This is a genomic window from Micromonospora eburnea (genome assembly GCF_900090225.1).
GTDB lineage: Bacteria > Actinomycetota > Actinomycetes > Mycobacteriales > Micromonosporaceae > Micromonospora > Micromonospora eburnea.
This window is the reverse complement of the sequence record NZ_FMHY01000002.1, coordinates 6,687,375-6,704,833: the sequence shown is the minus strand read 5'-3', so window position 1 is coordinate 6,704,833 and position 17,459 is coordinate 6,687,375. Positions and strand designations below refer to the sequence as shown.

Genomic DNA, 17,459 nt, shown 5'->3' with positions numbered 1-17,459 from the left:
TCAGGCGCGGCCGACGACGCGGCGCAGGGCGTACCCGACGGCGCCGAGAGCGAGCACGCCGAACCCGGCGACCACGCTGGCCACCGGCAGGCTGACCGCCAGCACCAGGCAGCCGACCAGCCCCAGCCCGGCCAGCAGTTGCACCGGGACCTTCCGGGCCGGCTCGCGCCCCAGGGTGAGCGCCGAGGCGTTGGCGATCGCGTAGTAGACCAGCACCGTGCAGCTGGAGAAGCCGATCGCGCCCCGGATGTCGCCCAGGGCCACCACGACCACCACCACGGCGGCCACGGCCAGCTCGGCGCGGTGCGGCACCCGCAGGCGCGGGTGGACGGCGGCCAGTACGCCGGGCAGGTCCCGGCGGCGGGCCATCGCCAGCGTGGTCCGGCCGACCCCGGCGAGCAGGGACAGCAGCACCCCGGTCACCGCCACGGTCGCCCCGGCGCGGACCAGCCAGGCGAGGCCGGGCAGCCCGGCGGCGGAGACCGTGTCGGCCAGCGGCGCGGCGGCGGTGGACAGCCGCTCCTCACCCAGCACGCCGAGCGCGACCCCGGCCAGCACCACGTAGATGGCCAGCACGATGCCGAGCGCGAGCGGTACCGCGCGGGGGATGGTCCGCGCCGGGTCGCGGACCTCCTCGCCGAGGGTGGCGATCCGGGCGTACCCGGCGAAGGCGAAGAAGAGCAGGCCGGCGGCGGTCAGTATGCCGCCGGCCCCGGTCCCGCTCAGGCCGTCCAGCCGGTCGAACGCGACGTGTGGCGCGCCGGTCACCGCCACCACGACGAGCACCGTGAGGGTGAGGCCGACCAGCACCCGGGTGGCGGCCGCGGTCTTGCCGATGCCGCGCAGGTTCACCACGGTCACCGCCACCACCGCGAGGACCGCGACGAGCCGCGCCCGCCCCGGCCAGAGGTACGCCCCGATGGTCAGCGCCATCGCCGCGCAACTCGCCGTCTTGCCGACCACGAACCCCCAGCCGGCGAGGAAACCGGCGAACGGGTGCAGCCGTTCCCGGCCGTAGACGTAGGTGCCGCCGGACTCCGGGTAGCGGGCGGCCAGCCGGGCCGAACTGGTCGCGTTGCAGTAGGCGATGAAGCCGGCCAGGGCCAACGCGACCAGCAGCCCCATGCCGCCGGCCGCCGCGGCGGCCGGGGCGAAGACCACGAAGACGCCCGCACCGAGCATCGACCCGAGCCCGATGACCACCGCATCGGGTACGGCCAGCCGCCGCGCCAGTTGCACCATGGGCGCAGGCTACGGGGCCGAGATGAACGGACGGTCCCACTTCCGCAGCGCACCGGGCAACGGCAGGTCGTTCCAGGGCACCCGGTGCAGCAGTCGGTCCAGCAGCAGGCCGAGCAGCAGCCCGGCGACCGAGTCGGTCAGCCAGTGCCAGCCGAGGTAGATGGTGGTGCAGAGGACGACCAGCGGCGGCACCACCCGGACCACGGCAACCAGCCGGGGCGGGACGGCCCGGCCGAGGGTGCCCAGCAGCGGCGCCAGGAGCAGGGCGAGCATGCCGTACCAGACGATCGCGTTGGCCACGTGGCCCGACGGGTACGACTGCGCGAAGCGCACCGGCAGGTCGTGCTGGAACAGCGGCAACGTCTGGTCGGGCGGCAGGAACGGCTCCCTGACGCTGGCGCTGGGCGCGGGCCGGGCGGTCCACACCTTCAACGGCCCGATGGTCAGGTAGGTGAGCACGAACGCGACCACCGGCGGCAGCACCGGGCGGACCGAGCGGAGCCGGACCGCCACCACCACCCCGAGCCCGGCCGCGAGCAGGGTCAGCGGGGTGCCCTGGCCCAGATAGTTGAGGATCATCGCGGCCCACCGGGCGACGGTCGGACGGTGCTCCTCGGCCCAGTCGGCGACCCCCCGGTCGAGGCCGAAGAGGTGATCGGTGGCGAGCGCCACGGTCAGGCCCACCAGGGCCGCGAGCAGCAGCCCGTCGAACCACCAGCCGGACGGCCGGACGGGTCGGAGCCGCAGCTTCTTGCGTACCCCAGTGGTCTCCCGCACGCGACCACGCTACCGGCCGTCGGCGGCGGCCGACCCGCCGCGGCCGTTCGGCGGTTGTGTGCCGGCCCACGATGGGAAGCGCGTCGCCGGGTCAGCCGTCAGACTTGTTCCCGTGCGGATCACTTCGGCCCTCGTCGACCCGGCACTGCTCGACCTTCCCTGGTCGACCCCGCTAGAGGAGTGGCCTGCCCAGCACCTGGTCGCGCTGCCGCAGGGCATCTCGCGGCACATCGTGCGTTTCGTCCGACTCGGCGACTACGTCTACGCCGTGAAGGAGACCGGCGAGCGGGTCGCCGAGCGGGAGTACGACCTGCTCCGGGCCCTGGAGCGGATCGACTTCCCGTCGGTCGAGGCGATCGCGATCGTGGCCGACCGGCAGGCCGACGACGGCCGCCCGCTGGACCCGGTGCTGATCACCCGGCACCTCCAGTTCTCGCTGCCGTACCGGGCGCTCTTCTCCCGGATGCTGCGGCCGGAGACCATGAACCGGCTGCTCGACGCGCTGGCGGTGCTGCTGGTCCGGATGCACCTGACCGGCTTCTTCTGGGGCGACTGCTCGCTGTCCAACACCCTGTTCCGGCGGGACGCCGGCGCGTTCGCCGCGTACCTGGTGGACGCCGAGACCGGGGCGCTGCACCGCGCGCTCTCCAACGGGCAGCGCGGTGAGGACCTGGAGATCGCGCGGGTGAACATCTTCGGCGAGGCGCTGGACCTCCAGGCCGCCGGGCTGCTGCACGAGTCGATCGACCCGGAGGTGGTCTGCGAGGAGGTCGTGCAGCGGTACGAGCGGCTCTGGCACGAGATCACCTACGAGCAGCAGGTCGAGCGGGAGGCCCGGCACGACATCGAGGGGCGGATCCGCCGCCTCAACGAACTGGGCTTCGACGTCGCCGAGGTGGCCATGTCCAGCGCCGACAACGGGCGCTACCTGGTCCGGCCCAAGGTGGTCGACGTCGGCTACCACACCCGCCGGCTGCTCCGGCTCACCGGCCTGGACGCCGAGGAGAACCAGGCCCGCAAGCTCCTCAACGACCTGGACGCCTACCGGACCGAGAGCGACCTGTCCGACGAGCAGCAGGCGGCGCACCGTTGGCTCACCGAGGTGTTCGAGCCGGTGGTCCGGGCGGTGCCCGCGCACCTGCGCAGCAAGCTGGAGCCGCAGGAGCTGTTCACCCAGATCATCGAGCACAAGTGGCTGCTCTCCGAGCGGGCCGGCCGGGACGTCGGCATGCGCCACGCCGTGCAGTCGTACCTGTCGGACGTGCTGGTGCACCGCCCGGACGAGCAGGCCGTGCTGGGCGTCGAGGTGCCCACCGCCGGCTGACGGCCGGGGCTGTCTCCCGCCCCGACCGCCGCCCGCAGCGTCACTCCAGCCAGGTGCCGGCCCGCATCACCCGGACCACGTTGAGCTCGTCGTCGAGCACGACCAGGTCGGCCCGGAGCCCGGCCTGCAACGCCCCGACCTGGTCACCGAGCCCGATGGCCCGAGCCGGGGTGGTGGCGACCATCCGGCAGGCGTCGGGCAGTGTGACCCCCGCCGCGACGGCGTGCCGCAGGGCGGCGTCCATGGTCAGCGTGCTGCCGGCGATCGCGCCGTCCCGGCTCAACCGGGCCACCCCGTCGGCCACGGTCACGGCCTGGCCGCCCAGCTCGTACTCGCCGTCGGGCATGCCGGCGGCGGCCATCGCGTCGGTGATCAGCGCGGTCCGCTCCGGGCCGGCCGACGAGGCGGCGAAGGTGAGCATGCCGTCGTGCAGGTGCACCCCGTCGGCGACCAGCTCGCAGACCACGTTCGGCGCGTCGAGCAGGGCCACCACCGGCCCGGGCTCCCGGTGGTGCACCGGTCGCATCCCATTGAAAAGGTGCGTCCCCACGGTGGCCCCGGCGTCCACGGCGGCCCGGGTCTGCGCCCAGGTGGCGTCGGTGTGCCCGACCGCGGCCACCACGCCATGCGAGACCAGCAGCTTGATCGCCTCCAGCGCGCCGTCCCGTTCCGGGGCCAGGGTGACCATCCGGACCGTGCCGCCGCCCAGCTCGATCAGCTCCGCCAACTCGTCGGTGGACGGGTCGCGGAGGAACTCCGGATTCTGCGCGCCGCACCGGTCCGCCGACAGGTACGGTCCCTCGAAGTGGACCCCGGCCAGCACCCCGGCCTCGACCAGCGGCCGGTACGCGGCCGTCGCCTCCCGCATCAGCGCCAACGGCGAGCTGACCAGGCTGGCCAGCAGGGTGGTGGTGCCGTGCCGCAGGTGGAACCCGGCCGCCTCGCGGGCCGACCCGGCGTCCCCGGTGGTGAAGGTGTGCCCGCCGCCGCCATGGGTGTGCATGTCCACGAAGCCCGGCACGATCCAGTGCCCGTCCCGTACCGACGGGTACTCGGCGACGGCCCGGATCCGGTCGCCGACGACCTCCACGCAGCCCTGCCGGATCACGCCGGTCGGGGTCACCACCTTGCCGGACACTCGCAGGGTCATCGGCTCTCCTTGTCCAGGGCGTCGAGGGCGAGCAGGGCGGCGCCGAGGCAGCCGGCCTCGTCGCCGAGGGCCGCCGCCACCAGGTGCGGCTCCCGGTGGAAGGTCAGCCGTTCCCGGAGTGCCGCGCGCAGCGGGTCGAGCAGTCGGGGGCCGGCCTGAGCCAGCCCGCCGCCGATCACGATCGTCGCCACGTCGTAGAGCGCCTGACCGGTCGCCAGCCCGTCGGCGAGCGCCTCGACGGCCTCCCGCCAGACCTGGCTGGCCAGCGGCTCGCCGGCCGCCGCCCGGTCAGCCACCTCGGCGGCGGTGACCGGAACGCCGGCCAGTTCGGCGTACCGGCGGCCGATCGCGGCGGCCGAGGCCAGCGCCTCCAGGCAACCGGGGCGACCGCAGCCGCAGCGCGGCCCGTCGGGGCGTACCAGGATGTGGCCGATCTCGCCGGCGGCGCCGTGCGCGCCGGCGGCGGCCGACCCGTCGACCACGTGCGCGGCGGCGATGCCGGTGCCGATCGCGACGAAGAGCACCTGGCTGGCCTCGCGGCCGGCGCCGAGCCGGGCCTCCGCCAGGCCGCCCACCCGCACGTCGTGGCCGAGCGCCGTGGGTAGGCCCAGCCGCTTCCGCGCCAGCTCCCGCAGTGGTACGTCCCGGAAGCCCACGTTCGCCGACCAGACGGCGACCCCGCGAGTCTCGTCGACCACCCCGGGCACGGCGATCCCGCAGGCCACGGCCTTCAGCCCGGCGGCGTGTGCCTTGCCGGCCAGCCCTTCGGCGACGTCGAGGATCGTGCCGACCACCGCCTCCGGGCCGCGGGCCGCCTCGGTGGCGTGCCGCTCGGCGTGCACCGTCGTGCCGTCCGGGCGGACCAGGGCGCACTTCATCCCGGTGCCGCCCACGTCCAGCGCGACGACGACCTCGTCGCCTGAGCTCACGCCGCCGTCTCGCTTCGCTCGCCGGCGCCGTGAGGCACCTCAGCGCTGAGCCGGCTGATCCGCTCGCTGCGCTCGCTCACGCGAGCACCACGGAGCGGGTCAGGTGCCGGGGCGCGTCCGGGTCGAGGCCACGGCTGGTGGCGAGGGAGACCGCGAAGCGCTGGGCCAGGATCAGGTCGGCCATCGGGTCGACCGGGGTACGGCCGGCCGCCCAACTGGTCAGCACCGTGCGGCAGCCGTGGGTACGGCTGTGCACGAAGGCGGCGCCGGTGGCGGCCACGTCCTCGGGCAGCCCGTCGGGGATCCCGCCGAACGCCCACACCAGCCGCCCGGGGGCGGCGACCGAGATCGGGCCGTGCCGGTAGTCCATCGCCGGGTACGCCTCGGCCCAGAAGGTGGCCGCCTCGCGGCACTTCAGCGCGGCTTCCTGGGCGAGTCCGACCGTCCAGCCGCGCCCGAGGAAGGTGACCTGTTCGATGGTGGCCGAGTCGATCGGCAGCGGGGCCCGCACGGCGACCTCGGCGTCGGCGGCCAGCCGGCCCAGGTCGTCGCCGAGGTGGGCGCGGAGCAGGGCGAGCGCGGTGGTGGCGAAGCGGGTCTGCACGACCGAGCGTTCGTCGGCGAAGGGCAGGGGCACGGCTGCGTCGGCCAGCTCGACCGCGGGGGAGGCCGGGTCGCCGACCAGGACCGTGGTCGGGACGTGGCCACGCAGCGCGGCGAGCAGGTCCAGCACCTCGGTGGTGGTGCCGGAGCGGGTGATCGCGATGAGCCGGTCGTAGCGCCGGCCGGCGGGGAACTCGCTGGCCTGGAAGGCGTCGGTCTCGCCCTGGCCGGCGCGCTCGCGCAGCCCGGCGTACGCCATGCCCATGAACCACGACGTGCCGCAGCCGACGACGGTCACCCGCTCGCCGGGCCGGGGCAGGTGGTCGGCGACGGTCGGGGCGAGTCGCGCCGCCTCCCGCCAGCGGTCGGGCTGGCTCGCGATCTCCGCGTGCACGTACGCCATGACAACTCCTCGCCAGGGGAGACCTTGCGCAATACGGCTCGTTATGGCCGCCTTTCGCGCGTCATTCTGCGCGAAGTCGGGTGGTTGTGGCAACCGACTCTGGGATTGCGCAGGTCAGGGTTTTGCGCCTCGGCAGTTTCGCGCACTACTGTGCACGCAACCAATCACGGTTCGTGCAGAGTCAGTGGAGGCCCCCGCCGTGGACCGGTACGCCCGCTGGAACGCGCTGCTCGAAATGCTGACCGACAGTGGCCGGGTCAGTGTCGAGGAGGCGGCCGAGCGCCTGGACGTCTCCCAGGCCACCATCCGGCGTGACTTCGACCAGCTCGCCCAGCAGCAGATGATCACCCGTACCCGGGGCGGGGCGGTCGCCAACGGTGTCTCGTACGACCTGCCGCTGCGCTACAAGACGGCCAAGCACTCGGCCGAGAAGCAGCGGATCGGCACCGCCGCCGCGGCGCTGGTCTCCCCGGGCACCGTGGTCGGCCTGAACGGCGGCACCACCAGCACCGAGGTGGCCCGGGCCCTCGCCGTCCGGCCGGACCTCAACACCAGCGCCGAGGGTGCCCAGCTCACCGTGGTCACCAACGCCCTGAACATCGCCAACGAGCTGCTGGTCCGCTCGCGGATGAAGGTGGTGGTGGCCGGGGGCGTGGTCCGGCCCAAGTCGTTCGAACTGGTCGGCCCGCTGGGCGGGGCGCTGCTGCGCGAGGTGACCCTGGATGTCGCGCTGCTCGGCGTGGACGCGATCGACCCGCAGCTCGGCGCCGCCGCCCACCATGAGGGCGAGGCCGCGATGAACAGTCTCATGGTGGCCCGGGCCAAGCGGGTGGTGGTGATCGCCGACTCGTCCAAGCTGGGCGGTCACGCCTTCGCCCGGATCTGCCCCGTGGACCGGGTGGAGACGCTGGTGACCGATTCCGGCGCTCCCCCCGCCCTGGTGCAGGCGTTCCGCGACGCCGGCGTACACGTCGTCTGCGCCTGAGCGGTAAGGAGGGGCCCCTTCTTAACGCCTCCGGTAGAGGAAGGGCCCCCGCTTAACAACGCGACACGTGCATACCGGGTATTGGTGGCCGCTGCATACCGCGTATGGTGTCCGTTGTCACTACTCATCGGGGGAGGTCAGCTTGACGGCTGTCCTGGAGATCGAAGGTCTCCGCAAGACGTACCGGAGCCGGAAGCGCGGGACACGTCACGCGCTCGACGGCTTCGACATGCGGGTCGAGGCCGGGCAGGTGCACGGCTTCCTCGGCCCGAACGGCTCGGGCAAGACCACCACACTGCGTACCCTGCTCGGCCTCATCCAGGCCAACGGCGGCCGGATGGCCATCCTCGGCCATGAGCTGCCGCAGGCGTTGCCGGTCGTCGCCGGACAGGTCGGGGCCATCGTGGAGAGCCCACAGTTCTTCCCGCACTTCTCCGCGCGCGACACCCTCGGCCTGCTCGCCCAGGCCGGAGAGCTGCCCCGGCAGCGGGTCGACGAGGTGCTGGAGCTGGTCGGGCTCCGCGACCGGGCCGGCGAGCGGGTGAAGACCTACTCGCTCGGCATGAAGCAGCGCCTCGCGGTCGCCTCCGCGCTGCTCAAGAACCCGAAGCTGCTGATCCTGGACGAGCCCGCCAACGGCCTCGACCCGGGCGGCATCCGGGAGATGCGCAGCCTGATGCGGGACCTCGCCGCCTCGGGCATGACCGTGGTGCTCTCCAGCCACATCCTCGGCGAGATCCAGCTCATCTGCGACTCGGTCACCATCATCTCGCTGGGCCGGCGGGTCGCGTTCGGACCGGTCGAGCAGGTGCTCGCCGCCCACTCGCACGGCACCGTACGGGTCCGGCTCGAGGCGGTCACCGACCTGCCGCAGGCCGCCGACACGCTCACCCGGGCGGGGATCCAGGTCACCACCACCGAACCGGACCACCTGATGCTCGCCGGCGTCGACAAGCCCGCCGCGGTCAGCCGCCTCCTCGCCGAGCAGGGCCTGTACGTCAGCGAGCTGACGCCGGTCGCGGTCGACCTGGAGAGCGTCTTCCTCGAACTGACCGCCACCGCGCCGGTCCCCGGCCAGCACCGCCAGGTCGACGAGTCCACGAAGGTCGGTGAGACGGCATGAGCCTCTTCGTCACGGAACTGCGCCGGCTGGCCAAGCGCCGGCTCACCCGGCTGCTGCTGGTCCTGCTGGTGCTCGGGCTGGCCGGCGTGGCCACCGCGTTCAGCTTCTCCAGCCACAAGCTCTCCAAGGAAATCGTGGCGGAGGCCCAGGTCAAGGCCGACACCCAGTACCGCGAGTCGGTGGAGCAGTGGAAGAAGACCGTCGCCGACTGCGACGCCGCCGTGGCCCGCGGTGACCAGAGCACCGAGGAGCGGTACGGGCCGAACTGCGGCCGGGACTGGATGCCGCAGCCGGAGATGTTCGACCCGAAGTGGAACCTGCCCTACCAGTTCGACTTCCGGGCCGAGTTCCCGATGTTCATCGCCGTGTTCGCCGGGGCGGTCGCGCTCTTCGCGTTCCTCGTCGGCGCCTCCTTCGTCGGCGCCGAGTGGGCCTCCGGCGGAATGATGAACCTGCTGCTCTGGCGGCCGAAACGGCTCGCCGTGCTCGGCACCAAGCTGGCCGCCGTGCTGACCACGACCCTCGGGGTGAGCATCGTGCTCGGCGGGCTCTGGACGCTGGCCTTCTGGCTCATCGGCACCTACCGGGGGAGCACCGCCAAGATGACCGCCGGGGCCTGGCAGTCGATCGGGCTGGACGGTCTGCGGGCGGTCGGGATCGTACTGCTGATCGGCGCGGCCGCGTTCGGGCTCGCCTCGCTCGGGCGGCACACCGCGATGGCGCTCGGGGCCGCCGTGGCGGTCTTCGGGATCAGCGAGGTCGCCATCCGCATCGCGGTCGGCGTGCTCGGGGTCTCGTTCGGCGACCGGTACCTCCTCTCCACCTACGCGCAGGCGTGGTTCATGAAGCGGGTGGAGCTGCTCGACTACCGGGTGTGCGATTTCGCCAAGGGCGAGTGCCATCCGGCGGAGCTGCTGATCACCTGGCAGGACTCGGCGCTGGTGTTCGGCCTGGGCGGGGCGGCGGTCCTGGTGGCCGCGTTCTGGATGATGCGCCGGCGGGACATCGCCTGACCGTGGTCCGCGCCGCCGGCCCCGGTCGGCGGCGCGGAGATCACGTCCGATGCGGTCGGGGCGGCCGCTGGTTAGGCTGGGCTCCCCGGCCGGTGGTCGCCGCGCCGGTCGTCCGTTTCTCCGAGGAGCGCCATGCCCGCCGACGCCTCCCCGGCCGCCGCCGGCCGGACTGAGCCGTCCGGGCCCGCCGACGCCGCACGAGAGGCCGGTGGACCCGTCCCGTCGCCGGCCGACGGCGTGCGCCGGGACACCGGCGCCACCGTCCCGCCGCCCCGTTCCGCCCCCGCCGTCGAGGCCGATCCCGCGCCCGACGAGGGCGCGGTGCACGCGGGTGGGGGAGCGCGCCCGTTGGTCGAGCCGGCGGACGCCGGTCCCGCGCCCGCCGCCGAGCGGACGGAGGCCCGACAGCCCGCTGCCGAGCGGACGGAGGCCCGACAGCCCGCCGCCGAGGTGCGCCCGACGGACGACGGTTCCGCAGCGGGTGACGGGCTCGCCGAACGGGACCGGCAGATCCTCGCCTTCGAGCAGCGGTGGTGGAGGCACGCCGGCGCGAAGGAACAGGCGATCCGGGACACCTTCGGGCTCTCCGCGACCCGGTACTACCAGCTGCTCAACGCGCTGCTCGACCACCCGGCCGCGCTGGCCGCCGAGCCGGTGCTGGTCGGCCGGCTGCGCCGGCTGCGCTCCACCCGGACCCGCGACCGGCGGCGCTGACGTCCCCTGAGCCGCGGCACTGATCTCCGCACCCGGCGGCGCTGACGCCCGCAGGCGGCGCGCTCCGGTCGGCCGAGGAGCCAGGCCGCCTGCTCGGCGGACCTGCGGGAGCGCCCCGGGCATGGCGTCCGCCGGTCGGGGTAGGCGGGCGGGCGACGGAGGGAGTCGACGGATGGGGGCACCAGATCGCCGGTACGCGACCGGGAGTCAGCCGGCCCGGCCGATCGGGACGGCGCCGATGATGCGGGTACGCTCCGCCTCCGACCCGGCCCCCGGCCGGCCGGTGAACGAGGACGTGGTCTTCCGGTTCGGTCCGCTGGTCGGGGTCCTCGACGGGGCCACGGTGCCGGAGGGCTTCGACACCGGTTGCGTGCACGGGCCCGCCTGGTACGTCCGGCACCTGGCCGCCCGGATCGGTCTGGCCGTCGCGGCCCGGCCGGCGGCGACCCTGATGAGCAGCCTGGCGGCGGCCATCCTGGCGGTCCGCGCCGACCACGGCGGGGAGTGCGACCTCGACCATCCGGGCACCCCGTCGTCCACCGTCTGCCTGCTCCGTGAGGGCGGCGACCAGGTGGACTACCTGGTGCTCTGCGACAGCCCACTGGTGCTGGACGCCGGCGGCCAGGTCAGCGTGGTCTCCGACGACCGGCTCGACGCGGCCATGGCGGAGCTGCGCCGTACCGTCGACCAACTGCCCCGGGCCGACACCGATCCGGTGACCCGGTTCCGCCGGTCGGTGATCGTGCAGCGGGAGCGGATGAACCGGACGCACGGCTACTGGGCCGCCGCCGCCGACCCGGACGCGGCGTACCACGCGTTGACCGGGACGCTGCCGCTGCGCGGGCCGGGGGCACTTCGGCGGGCGGCGTTGCTCAGCGACGGAGCGTCCTGCGCGGTCGAGCAGTTCGGCCTCTTCGACTGGGCCGGCCTGCTGGACGTGACGGCGGCGGAGGGGCCCGAGGGGCTGATCGGCCGGGTCCGGGCCGCCGAGCGGGACCACCCGGACCGGCTGCGCCGGCACAAGCGGACCGACGACGCCTCGGTGGTGTTCTGCGCGTTCGACCCGGCCGGGTGAGGACCGGCCGACGGCGGAACGTCCGGTCGGATGACAACGGAGCGTGAGGTGGAACCCGGACGGGGTACGACCGGCCGATCCGCTCGTCCAGACCGGCAGTCCGGGACCAAAGGGGTGGACGTGGACCGGCAGGGGCGGCAGACTGCGGCTCGTGACGGGTGTCGTACGACTGGAGTTGGTGGACGAGCGAAACCTGGAGCCGTTGCTCTCCGTGGCGGCGGCAGAGGCGGAGCCGGAGGACGTCATGCCCCCGGTGGACGCCCCGGCCGGTTGGTCGCTGGCCCGTCGGGACGCGTTCCGGGAGTTCCACCGGGCCAGCTTCGGCGGCCTGGACGGCCCCACCCGCACCCGGATGTACGCGATCGTGGCCGGTGGCGAGGTGGTCGGCGTGGTCCGGATGACCCGCCGGGACGAGCCCGGGACGGTGGAGACCGGGATGTGGCTGGGGCGCTCGGCGCGGGGCCGGGGACTCGGTGCGGCCGCCCTGCGCGAACTGCTGAACACCGCCGCGGCGGCCGGTATGCACACGGTCGTGGCCGAGACGACGCCGGAGAACCAGGGCGCTGTCTCCGTACTCAGAAAATGCGGCGCGGAATTGCGCGAAAAAGGCGGGAAGCTGTACGCGCAGATGTGCCTGGATTCGGTCCTGCCGGCCCGCTGACACCGCCGCCCTACTTTTGCCGCTATCTCCTCTTCCCTGCTCAGCCTGGGTCAGCTAACCGCTTTACGCGTATCCTGCCGCCGTTTTCCCGGTGTCCGATTCGCCGGTGACCCGCGCCTCAAGAGTTCCGCAAAAATGTTTTGCGAATAGGGGGTCGGGTACTGCCCGCCGGGTCCGCCAATACCGGACGCCCGGTCGCAGGCCCTTTCCGCTGATCCCCGGTAGCTGTTTTCCGGCCTGCCCCACACGAACGGGTGTCCGCGTCCGCCGGGGAGCGAAGGAGAACTGATGAAGAGCGGAGCTCGGATCGCGCTGGCGGTGGGCCTCGGCTATGTCATCGGCCGCCGCAGGAAGCTGCGTACCGCACTCACCCTCGCCGCCGCGGTGGCCATCGGCCGGGCCAGTCAACAGCCCGGTGGCCTGCTGAAATACGGCACGGACCTGATGAACGCCTCCCCCCAGCTCAGCAACCTGACCAGGCTCGGCGGTCCGCTCGCCAGCGCGGGCAGGGCCGCGGCGACCGCCGCCGCCGGCAGCGGCATCGACACCCTCAGCGGCAAGCTGCGCGGTGGTGCCGACGCGTTGCGCCGTAGGTCCGGCGCCGGTCAGCAGGGCGCGGCACCGGAGCGCTCGGCCCCCGACGAGGAGCAGGAACTGGACGAGCAGCCCGCCGCGCGGGACGACGAGGACCGCGCCGAGGCCGGCGGCCGGGAACGGGGGCGGTGACCATGGCGACCAGCGATCTCGCGGGCAGGGCACGGGACCAGCTCGGTGGCGAGCTGCGCAACCTGGCCGACGCCCTCGCCGAGCGGGCCGTGCAGTCGGTGGCCGATCGGATCGCCGACGCCACCGGGCGGCTCAGTGAGTACGCCAGGCAGGGCGGTGGCCCCGGGCTGATCGCCGCGGCCACCGGCGTGCAGAAGCTCGCCGAGGGCCACTCCCCGATGAAGGCCGTGTTCCATGCCGGGTTGGCCGGCGGTAAGGAGAAGTTGATGTCGGCGGTCGGCGCTGGCGGCAAGGGTGGCCGGGGCGGCCGGATGCCGAAGGTCACCAACATCGTCGAGACCATCGAGGTCGGCGTGCCGGTCCGGGTCGCGTACAACCAGTGGACCCGGTTCGGCGACTTCCCGAGCTTCATGAAGAAGGTCGAACGGGCCGAGACCGAGTCCGACGAGAAGCTGACCTGGAAGGCCCAGGTGCTCTGGTCGCACCGGACCTGGGAGTCGACCATCGTCCGGCAGATCCCGGACCGCCTGATCCACTGGCGGTCGAAGGGCGAGAAGGGGGCGGTCGACGGCACGGTCAGCTTCCACGAGATCGGCCCCGAGTTGACGAAGATTCTCGTCGTCCTGGAGTACCAGCCGCAGGGCCTCTTCGAGCGTACCGGCAACCTCTGGCGCGCCCAGGGCCGCCGGGTGCGGCTGGAGCTGAAGCACTTTGTCCGGTACGTGATGACCGAGACCGTGCTCGACCCCGACTCGGTCGAGGGCTGGCGCGGCGAGATCGAGGACTCCCGGGTGGTCAGGGACCACGAGACCGCGCTCCGCGAGGAACAGGAGGCCGGGGAACGATCGCGGGGCCGCGCCGAGGAACCCGATGATCGCCGCCGCCCGCCGCAGCGCCGCCGCTCGCCCGAGGAAGACGCGGAGTACGACGCCTACGACGAGGGCGACGACTACGACGAGGACGAGTACGTCGAGGAGCCGGCGGAGACGGAGGAACCGCCACGGCGCCGGCAGCCCGGGCGGGCCCGCCGACCGCAGTCGCGGGAGGAACCGACGCCGCGTGCGGAACGGCCGCGCCCCCGCCCGACGGTCCGCCGCTCGCTGGAGCCACCTCGACGGCCGGTGGCCGGTCGTCGTCGGGAGGAGCGAGAGGAATGACGGTCAGCACGGCAACGGGTCAGCCCGGTAGTGCCCTGGAACGCGTTGGCGGGGGTGGCGGCACCCTCGCCGACGTGGTCGAGACGGTGCTGGACAAGGGCGTGGTGATCGACGCCCAGGTGTCGGTCGCCGTGATCGGCATCCAGCTTCTGGAGGTCAACGCCCGGATCGTGGTCGCCAGCGTCGAGACGTACCTGCGGTTCGCCGAGGCGGTCGACCGGCTGAGCATCGTGCCGAAGCAGCAGAAGGGCCTGCCGGACCTGATCGAGGACGCCTCGGGCGCGGTCACCAAGGGCCGGGCGGTCTCCGGGCTCGGCCGGGCGGCCGGCGCGCTCGGCGGCGCGGTCCGGGACGCGTTCAGCGGTCTCGACCCCGACGACGACCCCGACGACGACCGGAGCCGCGACCGGGACCGGCCCCGGCCCCGGCAGAGGGAGCGCTGAGATGGCCCAGGAGACGGGAGTGTTCATCTACGGCATCGTGCCCTCGGACGTGGAGCCGATCCCCGAGGCGGAGGGGGTGGGTTCGCCGCCGAGCGAGGTCACCGCGATCCGGCACGGCAACCTCGCCGCGCTGGTCAGTGAGGTCGGGCTGGAGGAGCCCCTGGGCCGCCCGGCCGACCTCACGGCGTACGAGACGCTGCTCGACGGGACGGTGGTGGTCGCGCCGGTGCTGCCGGTCCGGTTCGGCACGGTCGTGACCGGCGCGGAAGCGGTCGGCGACCTGCTGGACGCGCACCACGACCGGTTCGTCGCGGCGCTGGCGGAACTCGACGACCGCCTCCAGTATCTGGTGCACGGGCGCTTCGTCGAGCCGGCGTTCATCTCCGGCTTCCTGGCCGGCGACTCCTCTGCCGCGGCCCTCGCCGGCCAGGTGCGCGGCCGGCCGGAGGCGGAGAGCCGGGAGCAGCGGATCCGGCTCGGCGAGATGATCAGCGAGGCCGTGGCGCTGCGCCGGGAGGCGGAGAACCGCGAGCTGGTCGACGCCGTGGGCCGGTACGCGGTGGCGAACGCGGTCCGCCCGCCGAGCCACGAGCTGGACGCGGTGAAGCTCGCCTTCCTGGTCGCGGCCGACGACGAGGACGACTTCGTCCGGGCGGTGGAGGGGTTCGCCGAGCAGCGGCGGAACCTGATCCGGATGCGCCTGCGTGGCCCGGTCGCCCCGTACGACTTCGTCAGCGCGTACCAGCTGGTGGAGTGAGCCGTGGACATCCTCTGGACGTTGCTGACCCTGCCGTACGCCCCGGTGCGCGGGCTCACCGCGGTGGTCGAGGTGATCGCCCGGGAGGCGGAGACGCAGCAGTACGACCCGGTCAACGTTCGCCGGGAGCTGGAGGAACTGGACCGGGCGGCGGAGGCCGACGAGATCACCCCGGAGGAGCGGGACCGCGGCCAGGAGCGCGTGCTGGACCGGCTGGTCCCGCCGGTGGGCGAGCGGCACCGCGGGTGAGGGAGATGACATGGCATCAGTACGCAGCCGCGGCGACGGCGACCGTGAACGGGGCGGCCGGGACGTCGTCGAGGACGACTACCAGCCGATCACGGCGGCCGAGGCGGCTCGCGAGGGGCTGCGCCAGATCGCCGGGTTGACCGGCAAGGACCCGCTCGGGGCCACCTCGATCCAGCCGATCGACGACGGCTGGCTGGTCGAGGTGGAGGTGGTCGAGGATCACCGGATCCCGGCGTCGACCGATCTGCTCGGCCTCTACCAGGTCGAGCTGGACATGATCGGCAGCCTGCTCGGTTACCAACGGACGCGCCGTTACCAGCGCGGCAAGGGGGACTGAGTCGATGACGGTGGTGCAGAACTCCGGGCAGGTGCTGCCGGCGGGGCACGAGCCGGCCAACCTCGGCGACATCCTCGAACGGGTCCTCGACCGGGGCATCGTGATCGCCGGCGACATCAGGGTCAGCCTGCTCGACATCGAGCTGCTGACGCTGAAGCTGCGGCTGGTCATCGCCTCCGTGGACACCGCGCGGCAGATCGGCATCGACTGGTGGGAGCACGACCCGTGGCTCAGCTCCCGGGCCCGCCCGCCGGTCGAGCCCGGCCCGCGCGACCCCGAGGAGGTTGAGGCGTCCCGCCGGCCGCGTGTCGCCGAGCGGGCCGCGAGGGAGGAGTGGGATGAGTACGACCACTGACCGCACCCCGGCCACCGCCAGGCCGGACACCGGTGTCTGGCTGCACGGCGTGGTGGCCGAGGCGGCCCCGGGCACGCTGGCCGGGATCACCGGGATCGCCGGCACGCCGGTCCGGGCGCTGCCGGCCGCCGGGCTGGTCGCCGTGGTCAGCGACGCCCCGCTGGTCGAGTACGGCGAGGAGGCGTTGCGCCGCAACCTGGAGGACCTGGCCTGGCTGGAACGGGCCGCCCGGGCGCATCACGGCGTGGTCGACGCGCTCTCCCGGGCCGGCGCGGTGGTGCCGGCCCGGCTCGCCACCGTGTACCGCGACGACGACCGGGTGGCCGGTGCGCTGGCCGGGCGGCGCGGCGAACTGGCCGACGCGCTGGCGCGGCTCACCGGCCGCGAGGAGTGGGGTGTGAAGGGGTACGTCGTCCCCGGCGCGACCGCGCGGGGCGAGCAGCCCGCCGGTGGGGGCGGGCCCGGTACGGCGTACCTGCGGCGGCGCCGGGCCCAGCTCACCGCTCGGGAGGAGGGGCAGCGGGTGGCCGCCGACGCGGCGGTCGCCGTGCACACCGCCCTCGCCGGGTACGCGGTCGCCGCCCGCCGGCACGCCCCACAGGACCGGCGGCTCTCCGGCGCGGCCGCCGCGATGGTGCTCAACAGCGCGTACCTGATCGACCGGACCGGCCTGGACGGCTTCTCGGCGCTGATCGGCGAGCTGGCCGACCGGCACCCGGCGATCCGGCTGGAGCTGACCGGCCCCTGGCCGCCGTACTCCTTCGTCGCGGAACCGTCGGCGGAGCCGCAGCGGGGTCCCGACGCCGACGTGACCGCGGCGGCGGCTCGCCCGGGTGCGCGGGGGCCGGCATGGGCGTGACCACGCTCGCCCCGAGCAGCGCGGACGATCCGCTGGCCTACCGGCCGGTGGCCCTGGTCGACCTGCTCGACCGGGTACTCGCCACCGGCGTGGTGATCTCCGGCGACATCACCCTCGCCATCGCCGACATCGACCTGGTACGCGTCTCGCTGCGCGCGCTGGTCGCCTCGGTCGGCGCTCTCGCCCCGCCCGAGTTCGACCCGTCCGGCGCGAAGGTCGCACCGTGACCGGGCGCGACGAGGCGGCCGAACTGGCGGCGGCGCTGGGGGAACCGCAGTGGCAGGCGCCCCGGGTCCGGCCGCTGGACCGCCGGCTCGCGGTGGACCGCGACTCGGTCGAACGGGGACTCGCCAGTCTGGTGCTGACGGTCGTCGAGCTGCTGCGGCAGTTGATGGAACGGCAGGCGCTGCGCCGGGTCGACCTGGGTGACCTCACCGACGAGCAGGTCGAACGGATCGGCAGCACGCTGATGGCGCTGGAGGAGCAGATGGCCCACCTCCGCGACTACTTCGGCCTCTCCCCCGAAGACCTGAACCTCGACCTGGGCCCCCTGGGCCCCCTCCTCCCCACCGACTGA

22 protein-coding genes are annotated in these 17,459 nt (G+C 73.8%); 17 read left to right on the top strand and 5 right to left on the bottom strand.

All coding sequences use genetic code 11. The features are described 5' to 3' along the window. Positions 1 to 1,242: an APC family permease gene (locus GA0070604_RS29315; RefSeq protein ID WP_091125863.1), complete on the bottom strand. Its 1,242-nt coding sequence runs from the start codon at positions 1,240 to 1,242 to the stop codon at positions 1 to 3. Positions 1,243 to 1,251: 9 nt separating this feature from the next. Beyond that, positions 1,252 to 1,989: a phosphatase PAP2 family protein gene (locus tag GA0070604_RS29310; protein ID WP_208602364.1), complete on the bottom strand. Its 738-nt coding sequence runs from the start codon at positions 1,987 to 1,989 to the stop codon at positions 1,252 to 1,254. 142 nt (positions 1,990 to 2,131) lie between these two features. Between GA0070604_RS29310 and GA0070604_RS29305 the strand changes: the two genes are divergently transcribed. Beyond that, positions 2,132 to 3,343 carry a DUF4032 domain-containing protein gene (locus GA0070604_RS29305; protein WP_091125856.1) on the top strand — a complete coding sequence of 404 codons (1,212 nt, stop codon included), beginning with the start codon at positions 2,132 to 2,134 and terminating at the stop codon, positions 3,341 to 3,343. A 40-nt stretch (positions 3,344 to 3,383) separates the two neighbouring features. Here the strand turns inward: GA0070604_RS29305 and nagA are convergent, their stop codons facing one another. The 3 genes from nagA to GA0070604_RS29290 form a co-directional block, all read right to left on the bottom strand. Beyond that, a complete protein-coding gene (gene nagA, locus GA0070604_RS29300; protein ID WP_091125852.1) occupies positions 3,384 to 4,493 on the bottom strand; it encodes an N-acetylglucosamine-6-phosphate deacetylase in 1,110 nt (369 codons plus the stop codon). Beyond that, positions 4,490 to 5,422, bottom strand: a complete 933-nt coding sequence (locus GA0070604_RS29295; protein WP_091125846.1) for an ROK family protein — start codon at positions 5,420 to 5,422, stop codon at positions 4,490 to 4,492. Before GA0070604_RS29295 ends, nagA begins: the two co-directional genes overlap by 4 nt. Positions 5,423 to 5,498: 76 nt before the next feature. Beyond that, a complete protein-coding gene (locus GA0070604_RS29290) occupies positions 5,499 to 6,428 on the bottom strand; it encodes an SIS domain-containing protein (RefSeq protein WP_091125842.1) in 930 nt (309 codons plus the stop codon). Positions 6,429 to 6,627: 199 nt separating this feature from the next. Here GA0070604_RS29290 and GA0070604_RS29285 point away from each other — a divergent pair, with 199 nt between their 5' ends. From GA0070604_RS29285 to GA0070604_RS29210, 16 genes are all read left to right on the top strand, one after another. Then, positions 6,628 to 7,413 (top strand): DeoR/GlpR family DNA-binding transcription regulator, encoded by a 786-nt coding sequence (locus GA0070604_RS29285; RefSeq protein ID WP_091127497.1) that lies wholly within the window; start codon positions 6,628 to 6,630, stop codon positions 7,411 to 7,413. Positions 7,414 to 7,555: 142 nt separating this feature from the next. Continuing rightward, the gene (locus GA0070604_RS29280) at positions 7,556 to 8,536 is read left to right on the top strand and encodes an ATP-binding cassette domain-containing protein (protein WP_091125838.1); all 981 of its coding nucleotides are present in this window, start codon (positions 7,556 to 7,558) and stop codon (positions 8,534 to 8,536) included. Further along, positions 8,533 to 9,549 carry an ABC transporter permease subunit gene (locus GA0070604_RS29275; RefSeq protein ID WP_091125835.1) on the top strand — a complete coding sequence of 339 codons (1,017 nt, stop codon included), beginning with the start codon at positions 8,533 to 8,535 and terminating at the stop codon, positions 9,547 to 9,549. Before GA0070604_RS29280 ends, GA0070604_RS29275 begins: the two co-directional genes overlap by 4 nt. A 132-nt stretch (positions 9,550 to 9,681) precedes the next feature. Beyond that, positions 9,682 to 10,263: a DUF3263 domain-containing protein gene (locus GA0070604_RS29270; protein WP_091125830.1), complete on the top strand. Its 582-nt coding sequence runs from the start codon at positions 9,682 to 9,684 to the stop codon at positions 10,261 to 10,263. Between the two features lie 172 nt (positions 10,264 to 10,435). Continuing rightward, positions 10,436 to 11,338: a hypothetical protein gene (locus tag GA0070604_RS29265; protein WP_091125828.1), complete on the top strand. Its 903-nt coding sequence runs from the start codon at positions 10,436 to 10,438 to the stop codon at positions 11,336 to 11,338. A gap of 151 nt (positions 11,339 to 11,489) precedes the next feature. Next, positions 11,490 to 11,999: a GNAT family N-acetyltransferase gene (locus GA0070604_RS29260; RefSeq protein ID WP_091125825.1), complete on the top strand. Its 510-nt coding sequence runs from the start codon at positions 11,490 to 11,492 to the stop codon at positions 11,997 to 11,999. Positions 12,000 to 12,287: 288 nt separating this feature from the next. Continuing rightward, positions 12,288 to 12,725 (top strand): hypothetical protein, encoded by a 438-nt coding sequence (locus GA0070604_RS29255; RefSeq protein ID WP_091125822.1) that lies wholly within the window; start codon positions 12,288 to 12,290, stop codon positions 12,723 to 12,725. Positions 12,726 to 12,727: 2 nt separating this feature from the next. Continuing rightward, positions 12,728 to 13,882 carry an SRPBCC family protein gene (locus GA0070604_RS29250; protein WP_091127496.1) on the top strand — a complete coding sequence of 385 codons (1,155 nt, stop codon included), beginning with the start codon at positions 12,728 to 12,730 and terminating at the stop codon, positions 13,880 to 13,882. Continuing rightward, positions 13,879 to 14,325, top strand: coding sequence for a gas vesicle protein GvpJ (gene gvpJ, locus GA0070604_RS34485; RefSeq protein WP_091125818.1), 447 nt, complete (start codon positions 13,879 to 13,881; stop codon positions 14,323 to 14,325). The genes GA0070604_RS29250 and gvpJ overlap by 4 nt, the downstream gene beginning before the upstream one ends. A gap of 1 nt (position 14,326) precedes the next feature. Next, positions 14,327 to 15,082, top strand: a complete 756-nt coding sequence (locus GA0070604_RS29240; RefSeq protein WP_091125814.1) for a GvpL/GvpF family gas vesicle protein — start codon at positions 14,327 to 14,329, stop codon at positions 15,080 to 15,082. A gap of 3 nt (positions 15,083 to 15,085) precedes the next feature. Next, positions 15,086 to 15,331 carry a gas vesicle protein GvpG gene (locus tag GA0070604_RS29235; protein ID WP_091125811.1) on the top strand — a complete coding sequence of 82 codons (246 nt, stop codon included), beginning with the start codon at positions 15,086 to 15,088 and terminating at the stop codon, positions 15,329 to 15,331. Positions 15,332 to 15,341: 10 nt separating this feature from the next. After that, on the top strand, positions 15,342 to 15,668 hold the full coding sequence (locus GA0070604_RS29230; protein ID WP_091125809.1) for a gas vesicle protein GvpO: 327 nt from the start codon (positions 15,342 to 15,344) through the stop codon (positions 15,666 to 15,668). Positions 15,669 to 15,672: 4 nt separating this feature from the next. Next, positions 15,673 to 16,023, top strand: a complete 351-nt coding sequence (locus GA0070604_RS34480; protein WP_091125807.1) for a gas vesicle protein — start codon at positions 15,673 to 15,675, stop codon at positions 16,021 to 16,023. After that, on the top strand, positions 16,007 to 16,882 hold the full coding sequence (locus GA0070604_RS29220; RefSeq protein ID WP_091125804.1) for a GvpL/GvpF family gas vesicle protein: 876 nt from the start codon (positions 16,007 to 16,009) through the stop codon (positions 16,880 to 16,882). The genes GA0070604_RS34480 and GA0070604_RS29220 overlap by 17 nt, the downstream gene beginning before the upstream one ends. Then, a complete protein-coding gene (locus tag GA0070604_RS29215; RefSeq protein ID WP_091125800.1) occupies positions 16,873 to 17,109 on the top strand; it encodes a gas vesicle protein in 237 nt (78 codons plus the stop codon). The genes GA0070604_RS29220 and GA0070604_RS29215 overlap by 10 nt, the downstream gene beginning before the upstream one ends. Next, positions 17,106 to 17,459 carry a gas vesicle protein K gene (locus tag GA0070604_RS29210; RefSeq protein ID WP_244162116.1) on the top strand — a complete coding sequence of 118 codons (354 nt, stop codon included), beginning with the start codon at positions 17,106 to 17,108 and terminating at the stop codon, positions 17,457 to 17,459. Before GA0070604_RS29215 ends, GA0070604_RS29210 begins: the two co-directional genes overlap by 4 nt.

Bases quoted from the DNA above. Each gene is read 5' to 3' on its own strand.
- GA0070604_RS29315 (WP_091125863.1), bottom strand. From the start codon at position 1,242: ATGGTGCAACTGGCGCGGCGGCTGGCCGTACCCGATGCGGTGGTCATC.
- nagA (WP_091125852.1), bottom strand. From the start codon at position 4,493: ATGACCCTGCGAGTGTCCGGCAAGGTGGTGACCCCGACCGGCGTGATC.
- GA0070604_RS29290 (WP_091125842.1), bottom strand. From the start codon at position 6,428: ATGGCGTACGTGCACGCGGAGATCGCGAGCCAGCCCGACCGCTGGCGG.
- GA0070604_RS29275 (WP_091125835.1), top strand. From the start codon at position 8,533: ATGAGCCTCTTCGTCACGGAACTGCGCCGGCTGGCCAAGCGCCGGCTC.
- GA0070604_RS29270 (WP_091125830.1), top strand. From the start codon at position 9,682: ATGCCCGCCGACGCCTCCCCGGCCGCCGCCGGCCGGACTGAGCCGTCC.
- GA0070604_RS29265 (WP_091125828.1), top strand. From the start codon at position 10,436: ATGGGGGCACCAGATCGCCGGTACGCGACCGGGAGTCAGCCGGCCCGG.
- GA0070604_RS29255 (WP_091125822.1), top strand. From the start codon at position 12,288: ATGAAGAGCGGAGCTCGGATCGCGCTGGCGGTGGGCCTCGGCTATGTC.
- GA0070604_RS29250 (WP_091127496.1), top strand. From the start codon at position 12,728: ATGGCGACCAGCGATCTCGCGGGCAGGGCACGGGACCAGCTCGGTGGC.
- gvpJ (WP_091125818.1), top strand. From the start codon at position 13,879: ATGACGGTCAGCACGGCAACGGGTCAGCCCGGTAGTGCCCTGGAACGC.
- GA0070604_RS29240 (WP_091125814.1), top strand. From the start codon at position 14,327: ATGGCCCAGGAGACGGGAGTGTTCATCTACGGCATCGTGCCCTCGGAC.
- GA0070604_RS29230 (WP_091125809.1), top strand. From the start codon at position 15,342: ATGGCATCAGTACGCAGCCGCGGCGACGGCGACCGTGAACGGGGCGGC.
- GA0070604_RS34480 (WP_091125807.1), top strand. From the start codon at position 15,673: ATGACGGTGGTGCAGAACTCCGGGCAGGTGCTGCCGGCGGGGCACGAG.
- GA0070604_RS29220 (WP_091125804.1), top strand. From the start codon at position 16,007: ATGAGTACGACCACTGACCGCACCCCGGCCACCGCCAGGCCGGACACC.
- GA0070604_RS29215 (WP_091125800.1), top strand. From the start codon at position 16,873: ATGGGCGTGACCACGCTCGCCCCGAGCAGCGCGGACGATCCGCTGGCC.